General features: G+C 73.1%; 18 protein-coding genes and 2 tRNA genes. 17 read left to right on the plus strand and 3 right to left on the minus strand.

What is annotated here, in order from left to right; translation table 11 throughout:
• The coding region (locus G3T38_RS17255) for an integrase core domain-containing protein (protein WP_163773591.1) at positions 1–260 on the plus strand (260 nt) is incomplete at its 5' end.
• Positions 261–398: 138 nt separating this feature from the next.
• Here G3T38_RS17255 and G3T38_RS17260 read toward each other — a convergent pair.
• On the minus strand, positions 399–752 hold the full coding sequence (locus G3T38_RS17260; RefSeq protein ID WP_163773593.1) for a DUF2087 domain-containing protein: 354 nt from the start codon (positions 750–752) through the stop codon (positions 399–401).
• A gap of 75 nt (positions 753–827) precedes the next feature.
• On the opposite strand from G3T38_RS17260, the gene G3T38_RS17265 reads away from it, so the two are divergent.
• Positions 828–1,337 (plus strand): hypothetical protein, encoded by a 510-nt coding sequence (locus tag G3T38_RS17265; protein WP_163773595.1) that lies wholly within the window; start codon positions 828–830, stop codon positions 1,335–1,337.
• A gap of 4 nt (positions 1,338–1,341) precedes the next feature.
• On the opposite strand, the gene G3T38_RS17270 is transcribed toward G3T38_RS17265, so the two are convergent.
• A complete protein-coding gene (locus tag G3T38_RS17270) occupies positions 1,342–2,238 on the minus strand; it encodes a 3-methyladenine DNA glycosylase (RefSeq protein ID WP_163773597.1) in 897 nt (298 codons plus the stop codon).
• A 78-nt stretch (positions 2,239–2,316) separates the two neighbouring features.
• Between G3T38_RS17270 and G3T38_RS17275 the strand changes: the two genes are divergently transcribed.
• The 10 genes from G3T38_RS17275 to G3T38_RS17320 all read left to right on the plus strand — a co-directional run bounded on the left by G3T38_RS17275 (position 2,317) and on the right by G3T38_RS17320 (position 9,788).
• Entirely contained in the window at positions 2,317–2,937 is a 621-nt protein-coding gene (locus G3T38_RS17275) for a WHG domain-containing protein (protein ID WP_163773599.1), read from the plus strand.
• Positions 2,938–2,965: 28 nt separating this feature from the next.
• On the plus strand, positions 2,966–3,775 hold the full coding sequence (locus tag G3T38_RS17280; protein ID WP_163773601.1) for a fumarylacetoacetate hydrolase family protein: 810 nt from the start codon (positions 2,966–2,968) through the stop codon (positions 3,773–3,775).
• Positions 3,772–5,244 carry a glutamate--tRNA ligase gene (gltX, locus tag G3T38_RS17285; protein ID WP_163773603.1) on the plus strand — a complete coding sequence of 491 codons (1,473 nt, stop codon included), beginning with the start codon at positions 3,772–3,774 and terminating at the stop codon, positions 5,242–5,244. Before G3T38_RS17280 ends, gltX begins: the two co-directional genes overlap by 4 nt.
• On the plus strand, positions 5,244–6,284 hold the full coding sequence (locus G3T38_RS17290; protein ID WP_241729023.1) for a CPBP family intramembrane glutamic endopeptidase: 1,041 nt from the start codon (positions 5,244–5,246) through the stop codon (positions 6,282–6,284). Before gltX ends, G3T38_RS17290 begins: the two co-directional genes overlap by 1 nt.
• A gap of 4 nt (positions 6,285–6,288) precedes the next feature.
• A tRNA-Gln gene (locus tag G3T38_RS17295) sits at positions 6,289–6,360 on the plus strand.
• A 99-nt stretch (positions 6,361–6,459) separates the two neighbouring features.
• Positions 6,460–6,535: transfer RNA gene (locus tag G3T38_RS17300), tRNA-Glu, on the plus strand.
• 103 nt (positions 6,536–6,638) lie between these two features.
• Positions 6,639–7,076 (plus strand): SRPBCC family protein, encoded by a 438-nt coding sequence (locus G3T38_RS17305; RefSeq protein ID WP_163773605.1) that lies wholly within the window; start codon positions 6,639–6,641, stop codon positions 7,074–7,076.
• A 104-nt stretch (positions 7,077–7,180) separates the two neighbouring features.
• Positions 7,181–8,731 (plus strand): AlkA N-terminal domain-containing protein, encoded by a 1,551-nt coding sequence (locus tag G3T38_RS17310; protein WP_163773607.1) that lies wholly within the window; start codon positions 7,181–7,183, stop codon positions 8,729–8,731.
• Positions 8,731–9,219 carry a methylated-DNA--[protein]-cysteine S-methyltransferase gene (locus G3T38_RS17315; protein WP_163773609.1) on the plus strand — a complete coding sequence of 163 codons (489 nt, stop codon included), beginning with the start codon at positions 8,731–8,733 and terminating at the stop codon, positions 9,217–9,219. Before G3T38_RS17310 ends, G3T38_RS17315 begins: the two co-directional genes overlap by 1 nt.
• The gene (locus G3T38_RS17320; RefSeq protein ID WP_163773611.1) at positions 9,219–9,788 is read left to right on the plus strand and encodes an NUDIX domain-containing protein; all 570 of its coding nucleotides are present in this window, start codon (positions 9,219–9,221) and stop codon (positions 9,786–9,788) included. Before G3T38_RS17315 ends, G3T38_RS17320 begins: the two co-directional genes overlap by 1 nt.
• A gap of 216 nt (positions 9,789–10,004) precedes the next feature.
• On the opposite strand, the gene G3T38_RS17325 is transcribed toward G3T38_RS17320, so the two are convergent.
• Complete coding sequence (locus tag G3T38_RS17325) at positions 10,005–10,727, minus strand: IclR family transcriptional regulator (RefSeq protein WP_163773613.1); 723 nt, start codon at positions 10,725–10,727, stop codon at positions 10,005–10,007.
• 86 nt (positions 10,728–10,813) lie between these two features.
• Here G3T38_RS17325 and leuC point away from each other — a divergent pair, with 86 nt between their 5' ends.
• From leuC to G3T38_RS17350, 5 genes are all read left to right on the plus strand, one after another.
• Positions 10,814–12,247, plus strand: a complete 1,434-nt coding sequence (leuC, locus tag G3T38_RS17330; protein ID WP_163773615.1) for a 3-isopropylmalate dehydratase large subunit — start codon at positions 10,814–10,816, stop codon at positions 12,245–12,247.
• Positions 12,248–12,264: 17 nt separating this feature from the next.
• The gene (leuD, locus tag G3T38_RS17335) at positions 12,265–12,870 is read left to right on the plus strand and encodes a 3-isopropylmalate dehydratase small subunit (RefSeq protein ID WP_163773617.1); all 606 of its coding nucleotides are present in this window, start codon (positions 12,265–12,267) and stop codon (positions 12,868–12,870) included.
• A 144-nt stretch (positions 12,871–13,014) separates the two neighbouring features.
• Positions 13,015–14,982 carry an LTA synthase family protein gene (locus G3T38_RS17340; protein WP_241729026.1) on the plus strand — a complete coding sequence of 656 codons (1,968 nt, stop codon included), beginning with the start codon at positions 13,015–13,017 and terminating at the stop codon, positions 14,980–14,982.
• Positions 14,983–15,072: 90 nt separating this feature from the next.
• Entirely contained in the window at positions 15,073–15,894 is an 822-nt protein-coding gene (locus G3T38_RS17345; RefSeq protein WP_163773621.1) for an alpha/beta fold hydrolase, read from the plus strand.
• Positions 15,895–16,035: 141 nt separating this feature from the next.
• Positions 16,036–16,815, plus strand: a complete 780-nt coding sequence (locus G3T38_RS17350) for an HU family DNA-binding protein (protein WP_163773623.1) — start codon at positions 16,036–16,038, stop codon at positions 16,813–16,815.
• Positions 16,816–16,930: the final 115 nt, after the last annotated feature.

Consider the following 16,930-nt stretch of genomic DNA (forward strand, 5'->3'; position numbering starts at 1 on the left):
GGCGCGACGCCTGCAAAGACCTTGCGATCACACCCAAGCACACTCGCCCGTATCGGCCCCAGACCAACGGGAAGATCGAACGCTTCCACCGCACCCTGGCCGACGGCTGGGCCTACGCCCGGCTGTATGAGTCAACCCAACAGCGCAACACAGCCCTCCCGGGCTGGCTCCACTTCTACAATCACCACCGCGCCCACTCAGCGATCGGAGGCCGGCCACCGATCACCCGGCTGACCAACGTGCCTGGACATCACAACTAGGGCGCCGACCACACCGGGCCATCGGTCTCCCGCGCGACACCGCGATCGACCGTCAGGACTGGTCGGGCTCGGGACGTCATGCGCTCCGGTTGCCGGGAGTCCCGCTTCGCATGACGTCCCGCGGTCGGGCTCGGGACGTCATGCGCTCCGGTCGTCAGGAGCGCCGCTTCGCATGACGTCCGACGCCGGGCCCGGGCCCGGGCCCCGGCCCTCGTCGAGCGCGACGGTCCCGCCGGACCGCCAGTACTGGTTGGCCTCGCGCGTCAGGAACCCGTCGTCGACGAGGTACCGCCGCAGGGCCGCCACGTCCGGGTGGAACCGGCGCAGCACGGCGTTCACGTCGACCTCCGGGTAGACGACGCCGAGCTCGAACGCCTGCGCCACGTGGTCCAGCACGACCAGCTGCTTGCGCCGCTTGGTCGGGATCGTGTGCAGGGCGCCGTCGGCGTCGAGGAACTGGGCCAGCACCCGAGCGGCATCCGGAGTCGTCATCGAGCGACCGTACGACGGACGCTCCGCCCCGGCCACCGCGTTTCGACGACCGCGTCCCGGGGAGCCTGCACCGCCATGACCGAACGGCCGCCGGCGGACGAGACGCGTCCGTACGGCGCGGCACCCGCCCCGTGGCCGCCGGCACCCGCCCCGTGGCCGCCGGCACCCCCGACGGTCGTCGACCCCGCGTCGCACCAGCACCCGTACGCCAGCCCGCCGCCGTACCCGCCGCCGTACCCGCCGCCGCCACAGCCCAGCGCCGGCGGTACCGCCGACATCGTCGCGTCGGTCGTGCTCCTCGTCGTCGGCCTGCTCGCCGGCATCGTGGCGTCAGCCACGGCGTTCGTGCTGCAGGTCCTCCAGATCGGCTGCGAGCCCGGCGACGCCTGCTCGGAAGGCGTCCAGGACGGGGTGGCGATCGCGATCGCCGGCCCGTGGCTGGTCTACCTGCCCCTCGGGGCCGTCGCGATCCTCCTCATGGCACGGCAGCGCCCGTCGTGGTGGGCGAGCACCCTGGCGGTCGTGGGGGCGTCCGTGGTGTGGGTCTACGGCTCCTGGGTGGCGTTCGACAGCGCCACCTGGTGAGCGCTCAGGCCGAGGCCGGGTCCCGCGCCACCACCAGCAGCTCCTCGCACGACGCGATGAGCCGCGCCCGCAGCGGCGCGCCCCGTTCGGCGAACCGGCGCTGGGCCGCGGCGTACGTCGCCTTGCCCTCGGCCGTCTCGACCCGCACCGGCTCGTAGCCGAGCTCGCGGAGGTCGTAGGGCGCCGCGCGCATGTCGAGCTCGCGGATGTCGCGCGCGAGCTCGAAGCAATCGGCCACGAGCTCGGAGCAGATCATCGGGCTGAGCCGGAACGCGTGCTTGTAGAGGTCCATCCCCGCGTGGAGGCAGCCCGGCTGCTCGAGCTCGGCCCGGTCGTCGGCGGTGGGGGAGAGGTGGTTGAGGGGACGGGCGGTCGGTGTGAAGAACCGGAACGCGTCGAAGTGCGAGCAGGCGATGCGGTGCCCCTCGACGACGGCGTCGGTGCCGGCGGCGCCGAGGCGCAGCGGCCAGTCGGCGTGCCGCACCTCCTCGGGCGTCAGGCCGTGGACCATCGCCCACTCGTGCATCCCGAAGCAGCCGAGGTGCGGCGCGCGACCGGCCGTGGCGCGCAGCAGGCGCCGCAGGGCCTCGAGCAGGGGGCGCTGGGTCGCGACGTGCGCGGCGGTGACCCCGACGACCCCGGGCGCCACCTCGTCGTACCCCTTCCACGAGCGGTACGCCGCGGCCCCGCCCGCGGCGTCGATCCCGTGCCCGACGCCGGGGTGCCACCGGCGCAGCTGGGCGGGCCGGTGGGAGTAGTAGGTGAAGAGGAAGTCGTGCACCGGGTGCTTGACGCCCTGCCCGCGACGGGCGAGGTGCGGGGCGACGAGCCGGTCCACCCGCTGCTCGTGGGCGAGGCGGCGCCGGTCAGCCTCCGCCGCGTCGAGCACCTCCACCTGCATGGGCACGAGGGTAGGACGTCCGGGCGGCAGCGCCGGCATCCGCTGCGGGGCCGCCCGGCGACTCGTAGGGTGTCGCCCGTGACGACGACGCGGGGCGAGGACGTGCGGGCGCGGGTGCTCCGCGCCGCGTTGGACGAGCTGTCCACGACGGGCGTGGTCGGGATCAGCCTGCGCGCGATCGCGCGGCGGGTCGGCATGACGCACCAGGCCATCAGCCACTACTTCACCTCGCGCTCGGCGCTCTTCACCCAGCTGGCGGTGGAGGGCTTCGGTGAGCTGCGGGCGGAGATCCGGGCTGCGCTCGCGGCGCTGCCGGAGGCCGATCCGGCGGACCCGGCGGTCGACCCCGCCGACCGGGCGGTCGACCGCGTGGCGGCGGTGGGCGCGGCGTACCTGCGGTTCGCCGACGAGCACCCCGCCCTCTTCGACCTGCTGTACGGCGGGGGTGCGTCCCTTACCGACGGCGGCGCGGAGTTCGACGCGGCGCGGGCCGCCGTGTGGCAGGAGTTCTTCCCGGTGGTCGCCCACGCCCGGGCTCACGGCTGGGGTGGCGACGTCGGCGTCGAGGACCTCGGCCTCACCGCTTGGGCCGTGCTGCTCGGCATGACGCGGCTCCGGGCGCACGGCCTCCGCTCCGGTGTCCTCGCGGAGGGACCCGAGGCGATGGCGCGGTCGATCACGAGCCTCGTGCGCCGCTAGCCGCCCCCTGCCCCGATAAGGTCGACGGGTGCGCATCGCTCGATTCACCACAGGAGAAGACCCCCAGTACGGCGTCGTGACCGGCGACCTCGACGAGCACGGGCAGCTGAGCGAGGACGCCACGATCGTGGCGCTCGCCGGGGACCCGCTCTACGTCGGGATCAAGCTGCTCGAGACCGAGCACAAGGTGGCCGACGTGCGCCTGCTGGCGCCGGTGCTGCCGCGCAGCAAGGTGGTGGGGATCGGCCGCAACTATGCCGCGCACGCCGCCGAGATGGGCAACGAGGTGCCGTCCGAGCCGCTGATGTTCCTCAAGCCGAACACGTCGGTGGTGGGCCCGAACGACGCCATCGTCTACCCGACGCAGTCGACGAACGTGCACTTCGAGGGCGAGCTCGCCGTCGTCATCGGGCGCATCTGCCGCGACGTGCCGGCGGAGAAGGCGACCGACGTCATCCACGGCTACACCATCGCCAACGATGTCACCGCGCGCGACCTGCAGAAGAGCGACGTGCAGTTCACCCGGGGCAAGGGCTTCGACACGTTCTGCCCGCTCGGCCCCTGGGTCGAGACCGACCTCGACCCCCACGACTTCGCCCAGGGACGTCGCGTGCAGACGTTCCTCAACGGCGACGTCGTGCAGGACGGCTCCACGGCCGACCTGATCTTCGACATCCCGACCCTGATCGCCCACGTCAGCAGCGTCATGACGCTCCTGCCGGGCGACCTGATCCTCACCGGCACCCCCGAGGGTGTCGGCCCGATGCTCCCCGGCGACGAGGTCGAGGTCGCCATCGAGGGGCTCGGCTCGCTCACGAACAAGGTGGTGTCCCGATGAGTGCCGACCGTCCGGTCCGCGTCCGCTTCTGCCCGTCGCCGACGGGGTCGCCGCACGTGGGCTTCGCCCGCACGGCCCTCTACAACTGGGCCTTCGCCCGCCACCACGGTGGCACGCTGGTCTTCCGCATCGAGGACACCGACAAGGCGCGCAGCACGCAGGAGTCGTACGACGCGATGCTCGGCGCGATGCGGTGGCTCGGCCTCGACTGGGACGAGGGGCCGGAGGTCGGGGGCCCGCACGCGCCGTACCGGCAGTCGGAGCGCGAGCACCTCTACCGCGACGTGCTCGCCCGGCTGGCGGGCTCGTCGTACACCTACGACTGCTTCTGCACCACCGAGGAGGTCGACGCGCGCCGCAAGGCGTCGGGCTCCAAGGTGATGGGGTACGACGGCTTCTGCCGCGAGCTGTCGCCCGAGCAGCGGGCGGCGTTCGAGGCCGAGGGCCGGTCGTCGGTCGTGCGGTTCCGGATGCCGGAGGGGTCGATCACCTTCGACGACCTGGTGCGCGGCGAGATCACGTTCGAGACCGAGTTTGTGCCCGACTTCGCGCTCTGCCGGGCCAACGGCGACCCGCTCTACACGCTGGTCAACCCCGTCGACGATGCGCTCATGGGCATCACCCACGTGCTCCGCGGCGAGGACCTGCTGTCCTCCACCCCCCGCCAGCTCGCCCTGTTCGACGCCCTCGTCGCGCTGGGCGTGGCGGAGCAGACGCCGGCCTACGGCCACCTCTCGCTCATCACGGGCGAGGGCAACAAGAAGCTCTCCAAGCGCGACCCGCAGGCCCACCTCTTCGCCTACCGCGACGAGGGCTTCCTGCCGGAGGGCCTGCTCAACTACCTCGCGCTGCTCGGCTGGGCGATCGCGGACGACCGCGACGTGTTCACCATGGACGAGATGGTCGCGGCGTTCGACATCGGTCGGGTGAACCCGCAGCCCGCCCGCTTCGACACCAAGAAGGCCGAGGCGATCAACGCGGCGCACATGCGCATGCTCGACCTCGACGAGATCACCCACCGCGTGCTGCCGTTCCTCAAGGACGCGGGTGTCGTCTCCGACCCCGTGTCGGACGCCGACGCGCAGCTGCTCGAGCAGGCGATGCCGCTGGTCGGGGAGCGCATCAACAAGCTCACCGAGGCGGTGGACATGCTCGCCTTCCTGTTCGTGGACGAGGACGCGTTCACCCGCGACCCGGTCGACGTCGCGAAGGTGCTGGACGAGGGCGGTCGGAAGGTCGTCGAGGCGTCCCACGCGGCGCTCGCCGCGCTCCCGCAGTGGTCGACGGCCGCCATCGAGGAGGCGCTGCGGGTGGCCCTCGTGGACGGCCTCGGGCTCAAGCCGCGCAACGCCTTCGGTCCCGTGCGCGTCGCCGTGACGGGTCGCCGCGTCTCGCCGCCGCTGTTCGAGTCGCTCGAGCTGCTGGGTCGCGAGCGCGGCCTGGGGCGCCTGCAGGGCGCACTGGCCTGATGAGCGGTACGTCGCCGTACCCGCCCGTCCCGATGTCGGAGGAGGAGCGGGCGGCGGCGTACCCGCCGTTGGAGTACCACCAGCTGCACCGCGCGGGGGACCGCGGCTGGTGGCGCCCGGTGCTCGGCGTGCTCGCCGTCGCGGTCGGCATGCAGGTGGTGCTGCCGCTCGGTGTGCTCGCGCTGTTCGCGGTGGGGCTCGGCGCGACCGGTGTCGTGGACGTGGACACGATCGTCGACACCGAGGACGTGCAGCCCGTGACGCTGGCGTACCTGATGGTCAGCCTCGCGCTGCTGACGCCGCTCGTCTGGGGTGTCACCCGGCTGCTCCACGGGCTGAAGCCCCGGTGGACCACGTCGGTCCTGCCCCGCATGCGCTGGGGGTTCTTCCTCGCCTGCATGGGCGTCTCGGTCCTCGCCCTCATCGCGAGCATGGCGATGTCGGTGCTCGTCACGAGCTTCGACCCCGACGCGCTGCCGGGCGACAGCGACGTCGGCGGCCTCAACGCCTTCACGTCGACGACCCGCGACTTCCTCCTCGTCGTCGTGCTGCTGACGCCGCTGCAGGCGGCGGGGGAGGAGTACCTGTTCCGGGGTTACCTCACCCAGGTCGCGGGCGGCATCTTCGAACGCCCGGCCGTCGCGCGCACGGTCGCCGTCGTGGTGCCCGCGCTCCTGTTCGCGCTCGCCCACGGGGCGCAGGACCCGCCGGTGTTCTTCGACCGCTTCGCGTTCGGGCTGGCGACGGGGGTGCTCGTCATCCTCACCGGCGGGCTGGAGGCGGGCATCGCGCTGCACGTCATGAACAACTGGTTTGCGTTCGGGCTCGCGCTGGCGTTCGGCGACATGACGACGGTGCTCACGCCCACGGGCGGCTCCTGGCTGAGCATCCCCGTCACCCTCACCCAGGAGCTGGTCTTCCTCGGTCTGGCCCTCGCCGTGCACCGCGGCATGCGGCTCTCCCGCCATGCCGACCCGGCCGTTTTGATCCGGTCCCGGGGCCGCGTGTATGGTTTCGCCTCGGCTCCTCAGGGGTCGTAACCATTGGGATATGGTGTAATTGGCAGCACGACTGATTCTGGTTCAGTTAGTCAAGGTTCGAGTCCTTGTATCCCAGCGAGATCGCGGCGAGAGCCCCGATTTTGTGGGAGACGAAGGCTTCGCTAGAGTCTCTCGAGTTGCCGGAAGGTGGCCGCGAGGCCGGCTGAAGGACAATGCCCCCGTTGTGTAGCGGCCTAGCACGTCGCCCTCTCAAGGCGGTAGCGCCGGTTCGAATCCGGTCGGGGGTACCAGCATCACCACGATGGGCCCGGTCGCGAGACCGGGCCCATCGTCGTTCGACCGCCTGGCTAGGCTGCGGGTCGTCCGCTCCCTCACGAAGGATGGTGCACTCCCGTGGCCCAGGTCACCGCCGTCGCCGAAGCCGCCGTCGCGGCTCCGCCCGCCGACGTCATCGCCGCGCTCGCCGACTACACGACGACGCGCCCGGCGATCCTCACCGACCGCTACACCGACTACGCGGTGCTCGAGGGCGGGACCGGCTCCGGCACGGTCGCCACGTGGCGGTTGCACGCCACCGAGAAGCGCGTGCGCCACGTCGTCGCCGACGTCACGGCGGACGCCACCTCGGTCGTCGAGAAGGACCGGAACTCCACGCTCGTCACGCGCTTCGACGTCGCGCCCTCGGGTGCCGGCAGCACCGTCACCGCGACGACGACCTGGCAGGGCGCGGGCGGCATCGGCGGCTTCTTCGAGCGCACCTTCGCCCCCAAGGGCCTGCGCCGCATCCACGAGGAGCTGCTCGGCAACCTGGCCGCGCGTCTCTCCGCCTGACCCCGCCCTCCCCGGCACCGGCCGACCGAGCGGGGTCGGGCGCGACCCACCGTCGTGTCCGATTCCCGCCGGTCCGGTGACGGGCACTGCGGCAGGATGGGGACGTGCCCACCCCCGTCCCGCCTCCCGCCGCGGCCCCCGGCGTTCCGCCGGCCCTCGAGCCCGAGGCCTGCTACCGCGTCGTCGCGAGCCGCGACCGCCGCTTCGACGGCGTCTTCTGGACGGCCGTGAGCTCGACCGGCATCTACTGTCGTCCCTCCTGCCCGGCCCGCACCCCGGCCCGGCGCAACGTCACCTTCCACGCGAGCGCGGCCGCCGCGCAGCGCGCCGGCTACCGGGCCTGCAAGCGCTGCCTCCCCGACGCCGTGCCCGGTAGCCCCGCCTGGGACCTCCACGCCGACCTCGCCGGCCGGGCGATGCGCCTCATCGGCGACGGCCTCGTCGACCGGGAGGGCGTCGACGGCCTCGCCGCCGCGCTGGGCTACTCGCCCCGGCACGTCGTCCGCGTCCTCACGACCGAGCTCGGCGCCGGCCCGCTGGCCCTCGCCCGGGCCCGCCGCGCCCAGACCGCGCGGGCCCTGCTCGAGGGTTCCGACCTCGCGGTCACCGACATCGCCTTCGCGGCGGGCTTCGCGAGCCTGCGGCAGTTCAACGCGACGATGCAGGAGGTCTACGCCGCGCCGCCCCGCGACCTCCGGGGCCGCAGCGGCCCGGCCGCTCCCGCCGGGGCGCTCTCCCTGCGGGTGGCGGTGCGCGCGCCGTACGCCGCCGGGGCGATGCTCGCCTTCCTCGCCGAGCACGTCGTCGAGGGGATCGAGGCGGTCGCGGGCACGGTCTACGCGCGGAGCCTCGCGCTGCCGCACGGTCCGGCCGTGCTGGCCGTGGACCTGGGCCGGCTGGAGGGACCGGTGGACGCGGGCGTCCGGCAGGTGCCGGTCACGGCCTGGCTCACCGACCTGCGGGACACGGGGACGCTGGTCGAGCGGGTGCGGCGACTCCTCGACGCCGACGCGGACCCCGTGGTGCTCGACGACCAGCTCGGCAGCGACCCGATGCTCGCGCCCCTCGTCGCCGCCACCCCCGGCCTCCGCGTCCCGGGCGCCGTCGACGGTGCCGAGGTCGCGCTGCGGGCCGTCATCGGCCAGCAGGTCAGCCTCGCGGGAGCGCGGACCGTCACGGCCCGCCTGGTGGCGCGCCACGGTCGGGGGCTGCCGGCGGGGCTCGCGGGCGTCGTACCGGGGGTGACGCACCTCTTCCCGACCACTGCGGCGCTCGCGGACGCCGACCCGGAGACCCTGCCCATGCCGCGCGCCCGCGGGCGCGCCCTGACCGGACTGGCAGGCGCCCTCGCGTCCGGCGCCGTGCGGCTCGACCGGGGGTGGGCGCGCGACGACGTGCGTGCCGCCCTGCTCGCGCTGCCGGGGATCGGGCCCTGGACGGCGGACTACGTCGGGCTCCGCGCGCTCGGCCACCCGGACGTCTTCCTGCCGACGGACGTGGGGGTACGGCGCGCGCTCGTCCCCCTCGGCTCCGAGGTGGCCGCGCTGCCGGCGCTCGAGGCCGCCTGGCGGCCCTGGCGCTCCTACGCCCTGATGCACCTGTGGAACACCCTGATGCCCGCGCTCCCGGGCGCGCACCCCGAGGAGGACAGCTGATGTGGAGCGTGATCGGGTCACCGATCGACGACCTGCGGATCGTGACCGACGGCGAGGCCGTGACGGCGATCGACTTCGCGCCGCACCCGGAGGCGCCGGCGCGTCCCGTGGGGGAGCGGGCCGACGACCACCCGGTGCTGGTGGAGGCGGCGGCGCAGCTCGCGGCGTACTTCTCCGGCTCCCTGACCCGCTTCGACCTGCCGCTCGCGCCGGGCGGCAGCGACTTCCAGCGGCGCGTGTGGGCGGCGTTGGCGGAGATCCCGTTCGGCGCGACGACGTCGTACGGCGCGCTCGCCCGCGACCTGGGGCTGACCGGGCACGGGGCGCGGGCCGTCGGGCTCGCCAACGGTCGCAACCCGATCCCCGTCGTGGTCCCCTGCCACCGGGTGATCGGGGCGGACGGCCGGCTGACGGGCTATGCGGGCGGGGTGGAGCGCAAGCAGGTGCTGCTCGACCTCGAGCGTGGCGACGACGGAGGGCTGTTCTGATGGGGCGCTGGCAGCGCGTCGGGGGCCGCGTGGTCCACGAGAACCCGTGGATGGTCGTCACGCAGGACGACGTGGTGCGACCCGACGGCACGCCGGGGGAGTACGGCGTCGTGACCGTGCGCAGCGACGCCGTCTTCGTGGTGGCGGTGGACGGACCGCCGGGGGCGGAGGAGGTCGTGCTCGTGCGCTGCGACCGCTACACGACGGGCGAGGGGTGGGAGGTGCCCGCCGGTGGCGCGGACGGCGACGACCTGCTCGCCGGCGCGCGCCGCGAGCTCGCCGAGGAGGCCGGCCTGCGGGCCGAGCGCTGGCGGGACCTCGGCCCGGTGACGTCGCTCAACGGCATCTGCCGGGCTCCCGGGCGCGTGTTCCTGGCGCAGGACCTGGCGCCGGTGGCGCCCGGCGACGGGAGCGGCGTGGCGCACGAGCAGGCGCTGGAGGGGATCTCGGAGGTGCGCCGCGTGCCCTGGCCCGAGCTGATGGGGATGCTGGCGCGGGGCGAGGTCCCCGACGGCGAGACCCTCGCCGCCCTCATGCTCGCCGCCGTCGCCCTCGGGCGCGTGTCCTGAAGCTCGTCGCGCCGAGTTGTCACGTACGCCGCGGTCTGGTGCGGGGTCTGGTGCGTCGAGTTGTCACGTACGCCGCGGGTTAGCGGGGGTACGGACAACAACGGGCCCGGGCCAAAACCGCCCCGGGCCGGCGCGGGGGGGGGGGGGGGGGGGGGGGGGTGGTTTTTCCCCGCCGGCCGCGGTTGGGGGGCGTCGGCCACAACTCGGCGCCGGGACCTACTCGGCCGCGGCGCGGCGCAGCGACTCGCAGAGGCGCTCGGCGGCGGCGAGGACGGCGGGGGCGTGCATGCGTCCGGGCTGGCGCGAGAGGCGCTCGAGGGGGCCGGACACGGACACCGCGGCGATGACCTTGCCGCTGGGGGAGCGCACCGGCGCGGAGACGGAGGCGACGCCCTGCTCGCGCTCGCCGACGGACTGCGCCCAGCCGCGGCGACGGATGCCGGAGAGGGCCGTCGCGGAGAACGCGGCGGTCTGCAGGCCGCGCTGCATGCGGTCGGGGTCCTCCCACGCGAGCAGCACCTGCGCGGCGGACCCGGCGCGCATGGTGAGCTGCGAACCGACGGGGATGGTGTCGCGGAGACCGCTGGGACGCTCGGCGGCGGCGACGCACACGCGGTGGTCGCCCTGACGCCGCCACAGCTGGGCGGACTCGCCGGTGATGTCGCGCAGCCGCGCCAGCACGGGGCCGGCGGCGGCGAGCAGGCGGTCCTCGCCCGCGGCGGCGGAGAGCTCGGCGAGACGGGGGCCGAGGACGAAGCGGCCCTGCATGTCGCGGGCGACGAGCCGGTGGTGCTCGAGCGCGACGGCGAGCCGGTGGGCCGTGGGGCGCGCGAGACCGGTGGAGGCCACGAGACCCGCCAACGTGGCTGGCCCGGCCTCCAGCGCGGTCAGCACGAGCGCCGCCTTGTCGAGAACGCCGACGCCACTTCCCTTGTCCATATGGCAATACTGACGTCTCATTGCGTGGGACGCAAGGGGTAAGGTGCTCCGCGTCAGATGACAACTGTGGCGTTGTTGGAGGAATCATGGGCAAGGCGGGCGCACGCACGCTGGTGGAGAAGGTGTGGGACGAGCACGTCGTCCGGAGCGCGGAGGGCGAACCCGACCTCCTCTACATCGACCTGCACCTGTTGCACGAGGTCACGTCGCCCCAGGCGTTCGACGGGCTCCGCCTCGCGGGCCGCCGGGTCCGCCGCCCCGACCTGACGCTCGCGACCGAGGACCACAACGTCCCCACCGTCGACTGGGACAAGCCGATCGCCGACCCCGTCTCCCGCACCCAGGTCGAGACGCTGCGCAAGAACGCCGAGGAGTTCGGGGTGCGCCTGCACCCGCTGGGCGACATCGAGCAGGGCATCGTGCACGTCGTCGGTCCCCAGCTCGGCCTGACGCAGCCCGGCATGACGATCGTCTGCGGCGACTCGCACACGTCGACCCACGGCGCGTTCGGCGCGATCGCGTTCGGCATCGGCACCTCCGAGGTCGAGCACGTGCTCGCCACGCAGACGCTGCCGCAGGCCAAGCCGAAGACCATGGCCGTGACCGTCAACGGCTCGCTGCCCGAGGGCGTCACCGCGAAGGACCTCGTGCTGACGCTCATCACGCACGCCGGCACGGGCGGCGGCCAGGGCTACATCGTGGAGTACCGCGGCCAGGCCATCCGCGAGCTCTCCATGGAGGCCCGCATGACGGTCTGCAACATGTCGATCGAGTGGGGCGCGAAGGCCGGGCTCATCGCCCCCGACGAGACGACGTTCGCCTACATCGAAGGCCGCCCCGAGGCCCCGCAGGGCGAGGACTGGGACGCCGCTGTCGCCCACTGGCGCACGCTGGTCACCGACGAGGACGCCGAGTTCGACCGCGAGATCGTGCTCGACGCCTCCGAGATGACCCCGTTCGTCACGTGGGGCACCAACCCCGGCCAGGGCGCGCCGCTCGGCGCCAGCGTCCCGTCGCCCGACGAGTTCGAGGAGCCCGACGACAAGGTGGCCGCCGAGAAGGCGCTCGCCTACATGGGGCTCGAGGCGGGCACCCCCCTGCGCGAGGTGAAGGTCGACACCGTGTTCGTCGGCTCCTGCACCAACGGCCGCATCGAGGACCTGCGCGTCGCCGCCGAGGTGCTCAAGGGCCGTCAGGTCGCCCCCGACACGCGGCTGCTCGTCGTGCCCGGCTCCGTGCGGGTGCGCCTGCAGGCGGAGGAGGAGGGCCTCGACGCCGTCTTCAAGGAGGCCGGCGCGGAGTGGCGCGGTGCGGGCTGCTCGATGTGCCTGGGCATGAACCCCGACCAGCTGGCCCCGGGGGAGCGCAGCGCGTCGACCTCCAACCGCAACTTCGAGGGACGTCAGGGCAAGGGCGGTCGCACGCACCTCGTCTCGGTCCCCGTCGCCGCCGCCACCGCCATCCGCGGCACGCTGTCGTCCCCCGCCGACCTGGAGCCGGCCACCGCCGGCGCCCGCTGAGCTGACGAGGAGTCGTCATGGACAAGTTCACCTCGCACACCGGCATCGGCGTCCCGCTGCGCCGCAGCAACGTCGACACCGACCAGATCATCCCCGCGGTCTACCTCAAGCGCGTGACCCGCTCGGGCTTCGAGGACGGGCTCTTCGCCGCCTGGCGCAACGACCCCGACTTCGTGCTCAACAACCCGGCGTACGCCGCGGGTTCCGTCCTCGTCGCCGGCCCGGACTTCGGCACGGGCTCGTCGCGCGAGCACGCGGTGTGGGCGCTGCAGAACTACGGCTTCCGTGCCGTCATCAGCCCGCGCTTCGCGGACATCTTCCGCGGCAACTCGGGCAAGTCCGGCCTCGTGGCCGCGCAGGTCGACGAGAAGGTCGTGCAGCGCATCTGGGCCGTCCTCGAGGAGAACCCGGGGGCGACCGTCACCGTCGACCTCGAGTCGCAGACGGTGCGCGCCGGTGAGGGCGTGGACGCGGTCGAGGACTCCTTCGACATCGACCCCTACACGCGGTGGCGGCTGCTCGAGGGCCTCGACGACATCGGCATCACGCTGGGCCACGACGCCGACATCGCGGCGTACGAGGCCGAGCGCCCGCGCTGGAAGCCCGTCACGCAGCGGGCCTGAGCGACGAGGAAGCCCATCACGACCCAGGCGGGGCGGACCGATCGGTCCGCCCCGCCTGGGTCGTCCCGGTGGGTGTGATCTCGACCCGACGCGGGGGGTTCTCCCCACGTCCACCGGACGTTCACCTACCCTCTCGGGGTGGTGATGGGGGAGCAGGAGCGCGTCGAGGCGCGCTCGAACACGTGGTGGCGGCGTCGACGGGTGCTCGCGCTCGGTACGTCGCGGTGGTGGACCCGTCGCCTCCTGGGCGCCTTCCTGGGCGCTGCCGGGATGTTCGTCATCGCCGTGGTCATCGCGCTCGTCCTCAACCTGACCCTCATGGGCACACAGCCGCAGTACGCCTGGGACGAGCGCCTGATGCGCAGCTCCGGGCTCCTCGCCGCCGACGTGCTCGTGCTCTGGACGCTGCTGATGCTCGCCTGGGCGGCGATCGGTCGATGGTGGTGGACGACGGGCCTCGTGCTGGCCCTGGTGCCCCTCGTCCTCGTCGCGGCGCTCGTCAAGCTGGACGAGCGGCAGGAGCCGCTCTACCCCGCGGACCTGGCCTTCCTCAGCGAGCCGGGCTTCCTCTTCTCGATGGTGTCGCCCGTGCTGGCGGTGCTCGTGCTCGTCCTCGTCGTGGTCATCATCGCCGCGGTCGGTGGCGGTGGTGAGTGGCTGACCGGTCGGCGCGGTCGCCCGCGCACCCGCGGCCGCGAGCTCTGGACCGTCGTCGGCGTGCGTGCCCTCGTGCTGGTCGTGACCGGCCTCATGGTCGTGCAGATGGGTCGCTTCAACCAGGACGGCAACGCCTGGCGGAACCTCTACGAGGAGCGGGGCGCCCAGTGGCGCCCGTGGAGCCAGCAGGAGAACTACCTCTCCAACAGCGTGGTCGGCGGCTTCCTCTACAACATGCCGACGGCCGCCATGGAGCGGCCGGAGGGCTACTCGGAGGCCGCGATGGAGGACCTCGTCGACCGCTGGCAGACCGCCGCCGACGGCCTCAACGTGGGCCGTGAGGGATCGTTCGCGGACACCAACGTGGTCGTCGTGCTCAGCGAGTCGTTCTCCGACCCGACGCAGCTCGAGGGCCTCGACATCCCCGAGGACCCCATCCCGCTCACGCGCGAGACGATGGCCGGCACGACGGCGGGCACCATGCTGGCGACCGGCATCGGCGGCGGCACGGCGAACGCCGAGTTCGAGGTGCTGACCGGCGAGCACCTGGGGCTCTTCGCGCCCCAGATGGTCGTGCCGTACCAGATGCTGGTGCCGAACTTCGCGACGTACCCGTCCCTGGTCGGGACGCTCCGCACCGAGGGCCACCGGGCCGTGGCCGTGCACCCCTACCTGGCGGGGATGTACAAGCGGCCCAGCGTCTACGAGACCTTCGGCTTCGACGAGTTCGTCACCGAGGACGACATGCGGTTCACCGACCGCACCGACGAGAACCCCTACATCGATGACACGGCGGCCTTCGACGAGGTGCTCGCCCAGATCGAGGACTCCGACGCCCCGCTCGTCACCAACCTGGTGACGATGCAGAACCACGCGCAGTACGGCAACAAGTACGACGACAGGCCCGAGGTCGGCACGGACGGCTTCACGCTCGGGCCGTCGTTCACGCTGGCCCTCGGCGACTACGTGCGGGGCATCTCCGACACCGACGCCGCCCTGCGCGACTTCCTCGACGCCCTCGAGGAGAGCGACGAGGACACGGTCGTGCTCTTCTACGGCGACCACCTCCCGGGCTTCTACGGGGACAGCTTCCGTCGGCTCAACGGCGACATCGCCATGCACTCGACGCCCTTCTTCGCGTGGAGCAACCGCGGCAACGTGCCGCGCGACGCCGGCGTGAGCTCGTCGGCCCTCCTCATGCCCTACCTGTACGACGTGGCCGACGCACCGCTGCCGCCGTACCTCGCGCTCCTGCGCACCTTCCACGAGCGCGTCGGGTCGGTCTTCCAGGGCCAGATCGTCACCCCGGAGGGCGAGGTGGTGGCCGAGGACGACCTCGACGAGGAGCAGCAGCGCCTCCTGCAGGACCTGCGTCTCGTGCAGTACGACGTCGCCGTGGGCGAGCGCTACGTCACCGACGAGATCTGGCCGGGGTCGACGGGCGAGCAGGACTGACCCATCCGGTCCGTGACCGGTGCCGAAGCACGATGGTCTGGACCGGTCCCCTCCGAGGGCCGGCGCGAGCAACGACCCGAGGAGTCACCGATGACCTCCGTCCCGTCCAACGGCATCACCCTCAACGTCACCGACACGGGTGGCGACGGCCGCCCCGTGGTGCTCATCCACGGCTGGCCCCTCAGCGCCGCTTCCTGGGAGAACCAGGCCAGCGTCCTCATGCAGGCCGGGCACCGCGTCGTCGCCTACGACCGGCGCGGGTTCGGCGACTCCGACAAGCCGGAGACCGGCTACGACTACGACACGCTGGCCGCGGACCTCGACGGCCTCCTCACCGAGCTCGACCTGCGGGACGTCACGCTCATCGGCTTCTCCATGGGTGGCGGCGAGGTGGTCCGCTACCTCTCGACGTACGGCGCGGACCGCGTCCGCTCGGCCGTGCTGGCCGCCGCGGTGCCGCCCTACCTGCTGAAGACCGACGACAACCCCGAGGGAGGCCTCGGCGAGGACGACGTGCAGGAGTTCGTCGACGGTGTCTCGGGAGACCGCGAGAACTTCCTCGACGGGTTCACCACCGACTTCTTCTCGGTGGACGGTGAGCTCCAGGTGAGCGAGGAGGAGCGGCAGAAGGCGCTGGCCTTGACCGAGCCCGCCACCACCGCGTCGCTGGCCGGCTGCGTGAACGCGTTCGCGCGCACGGACTTCCGCGGCGACCTCGCGGCCATCACCGTCCCGACCCTCGTCATCCACGGCGACGGCGACGCCACGGTCCCGTTCGAGGTGTCGGGCCAGCGCTCCGCCGACGCGATCGCCGGCGCGGAGCTCGTGGTGGTCGAGGGCGCACCGCACGGGTTCAACGTCAGCCACGCCGCCGAGTTCAACGCCGCGCTGGGCGACTTCCTGGCGCGCTGAACGCCACCTGTCGCACCGGCAGCGACGCCCCCGCCGCAGGAAATCGGGCAACGCCCGTTGTGGCGGGGGCGTCCGCGTCCTAGCGTTCTCGATCACCACCCGCGCGGCACGGGGCCACCCGGGGGCACCGGAAGGACACCAGTGAACAAGTCGCAGTTCGTCGACGCCCTGTCCGCGAAGTTCGAGGGGAACAAGAAGGCGGCCGCCGAGGCGCTCGACGCCGTCGTGGACACCATCACCCGCGAGGTCGCTCGGGGCGAGAAGGTCGTCATCACCGGTTTCGGTGCGTTCGAGAAGCGGGTCCGCGAGGCCCGTGTGGTGCGCAACCCGCAGACGGGTGAGCTGATCGAGGCCGCGAAAAAGGCCGTTCCGAAGTTCACGCCGGGCGCCGACCTCCGCAACGTCATCTCGGGGGCGAAGCAGCTGCCCGCCGCCACCGTCGAGGCCGCCGGCGACGCCGCCAGCGGGCTGGTCGCGAAGGTGACGGGCCGCGGGTCGCGGAAGACGAGCACGAGCGAGCCCGCGCCGACGGACACCGCCACGGACGCAGCCCCGGCGACGAAGACGCCCGCGAAGAAGACGCCCGCGAAGAAGACGCCCGCGAAGAAGGCCCCCGCGAAGAAGGCCCCCGCGAAGAAGGCCCCCGCGAAGAAGGCCCCGGCCACGAAGGCAGCTGCGAAGAAGGCCCCGGCGACGAAGACGCCCGCCACCAAGGCCGCTACGACGGAGAGCACGACGAGCTCGTCGACCCCGGCCACGAAGGCTGCTGCGAAGAAGGCCCCGGCGACCAAGGCTGCTGCGAAGAAGGCCCCTGCGAAGAAGGCCCCTGCGAAGAAGGCCCCTGCGAAGAAGGCCCCTGCGAAGAAGGCGACGGGGGCCGCGGACACCCCGGCCCCCGAGAAGCCGAGCAGCGACGCCTGACGGAAGCGCCGCCGTACCCCGGTTCCCCCTGCCCCCCGGGTCGGGGGGGGGGGGGGGGGGGGGGCAGCCGCGGGGGGGGGCCCGCGCCCCCGCGGGCGGCCGCCACGGGGGGGGG

The sequence above is a fragment of the Nocardioides zeae genome, assembly GCF_010686755.1.
Classification (GTDB): domain Bacteria; phylum Actinomycetota; class Actinomycetes; order Propionibacteriales; family Nocardioidaceae; genus Nocardioides; species Nocardioides zeae.

What these genes read in the sequence shown, in the direction of transcription:
- G3T38_RS17270 (WP_163773597.1), bottom strand. Translation starts at nt 2,238, where the DNA reads ATGCAGGTGGAGGTGCTCGACGCGGCGGAGGCTGACCGGCGCCGCCTC.
- G3T38_RS17325 (WP_163773613.1), bottom strand. Translation starts at nt 10,727, where the DNA reads ATGGACAAGGGAAGTGGCGTCGGCGTTCTCGACAAGGCGGCGCTCGTG.
- leuC (WP_163773615.1), top strand. Translation starts at nt 10,814, where the DNA reads ATGGGCAAGGCGGGCGCACGCACGCTGGTGGAGAAGGTGTGGGACGAG.
- G3T38_RS17345 (WP_163773621.1), top strand. Translation starts at nt 15,073, where the DNA reads ATGACCTCCGTCCCGTCCAACGGCATCACCCTCAACGTCACCGACACG.
- G3T38_RS17290 (WP_241729023.1), top strand. Translation starts at nt 5,244, where the DNA reads ATGAGCGGTACGTCGCCGTACCCGCCCGTCCCGATGTCGGAGGAGGAG.
- G3T38_RS17260 (WP_163773593.1), bottom strand. Translation starts at nt 752, where the DNA reads ATGACGACTCCGGATGCCGCTCGGGTGCTGGCCCAGTTCCTCGACGCC.
- G3T38_RS17340 (WP_241729026.1), top strand. Translation starts at nt 13,015, where the DNA reads ATGGGGGAGCAGGAGCGCGTCGAGGCGCGCTCGAACACGTGGTGGCGG.
- G3T38_RS17320 (WP_163773611.1), top strand. Translation starts at nt 9,219, where the DNA reads ATGGGGCGCTGGCAGCGCGTCGGGGGCCGCGTGGTCCACGAGAACCCG.
- G3T38_RS17265 (WP_163773595.1), top strand. Translation starts at nt 828, where the DNA reads ATGACCGAACGGCCGCCGGCGGACGAGACGCGTCCGTACGGCGCGGCA.
- gltX (WP_163773603.1), top strand. Translation starts at nt 3,772, where the DNA reads ATGAGTGCCGACCGTCCGGTCCGCGTCCGCTTCTGCCCGTCGCCGACG.
- leuD (WP_163773617.1), top strand. Translation starts at nt 12,265, where the DNA reads ATGGACAAGTTCACCTCGCACACCGGCATCGGCGTCCCGCTGCGCCGC.
- G3T38_RS17315 (WP_163773609.1), top strand. Translation starts at nt 8,731, where the DNA reads ATGTGGAGCGTGATCGGGTCACCGATCGACGACCTGCGGATCGTGACC.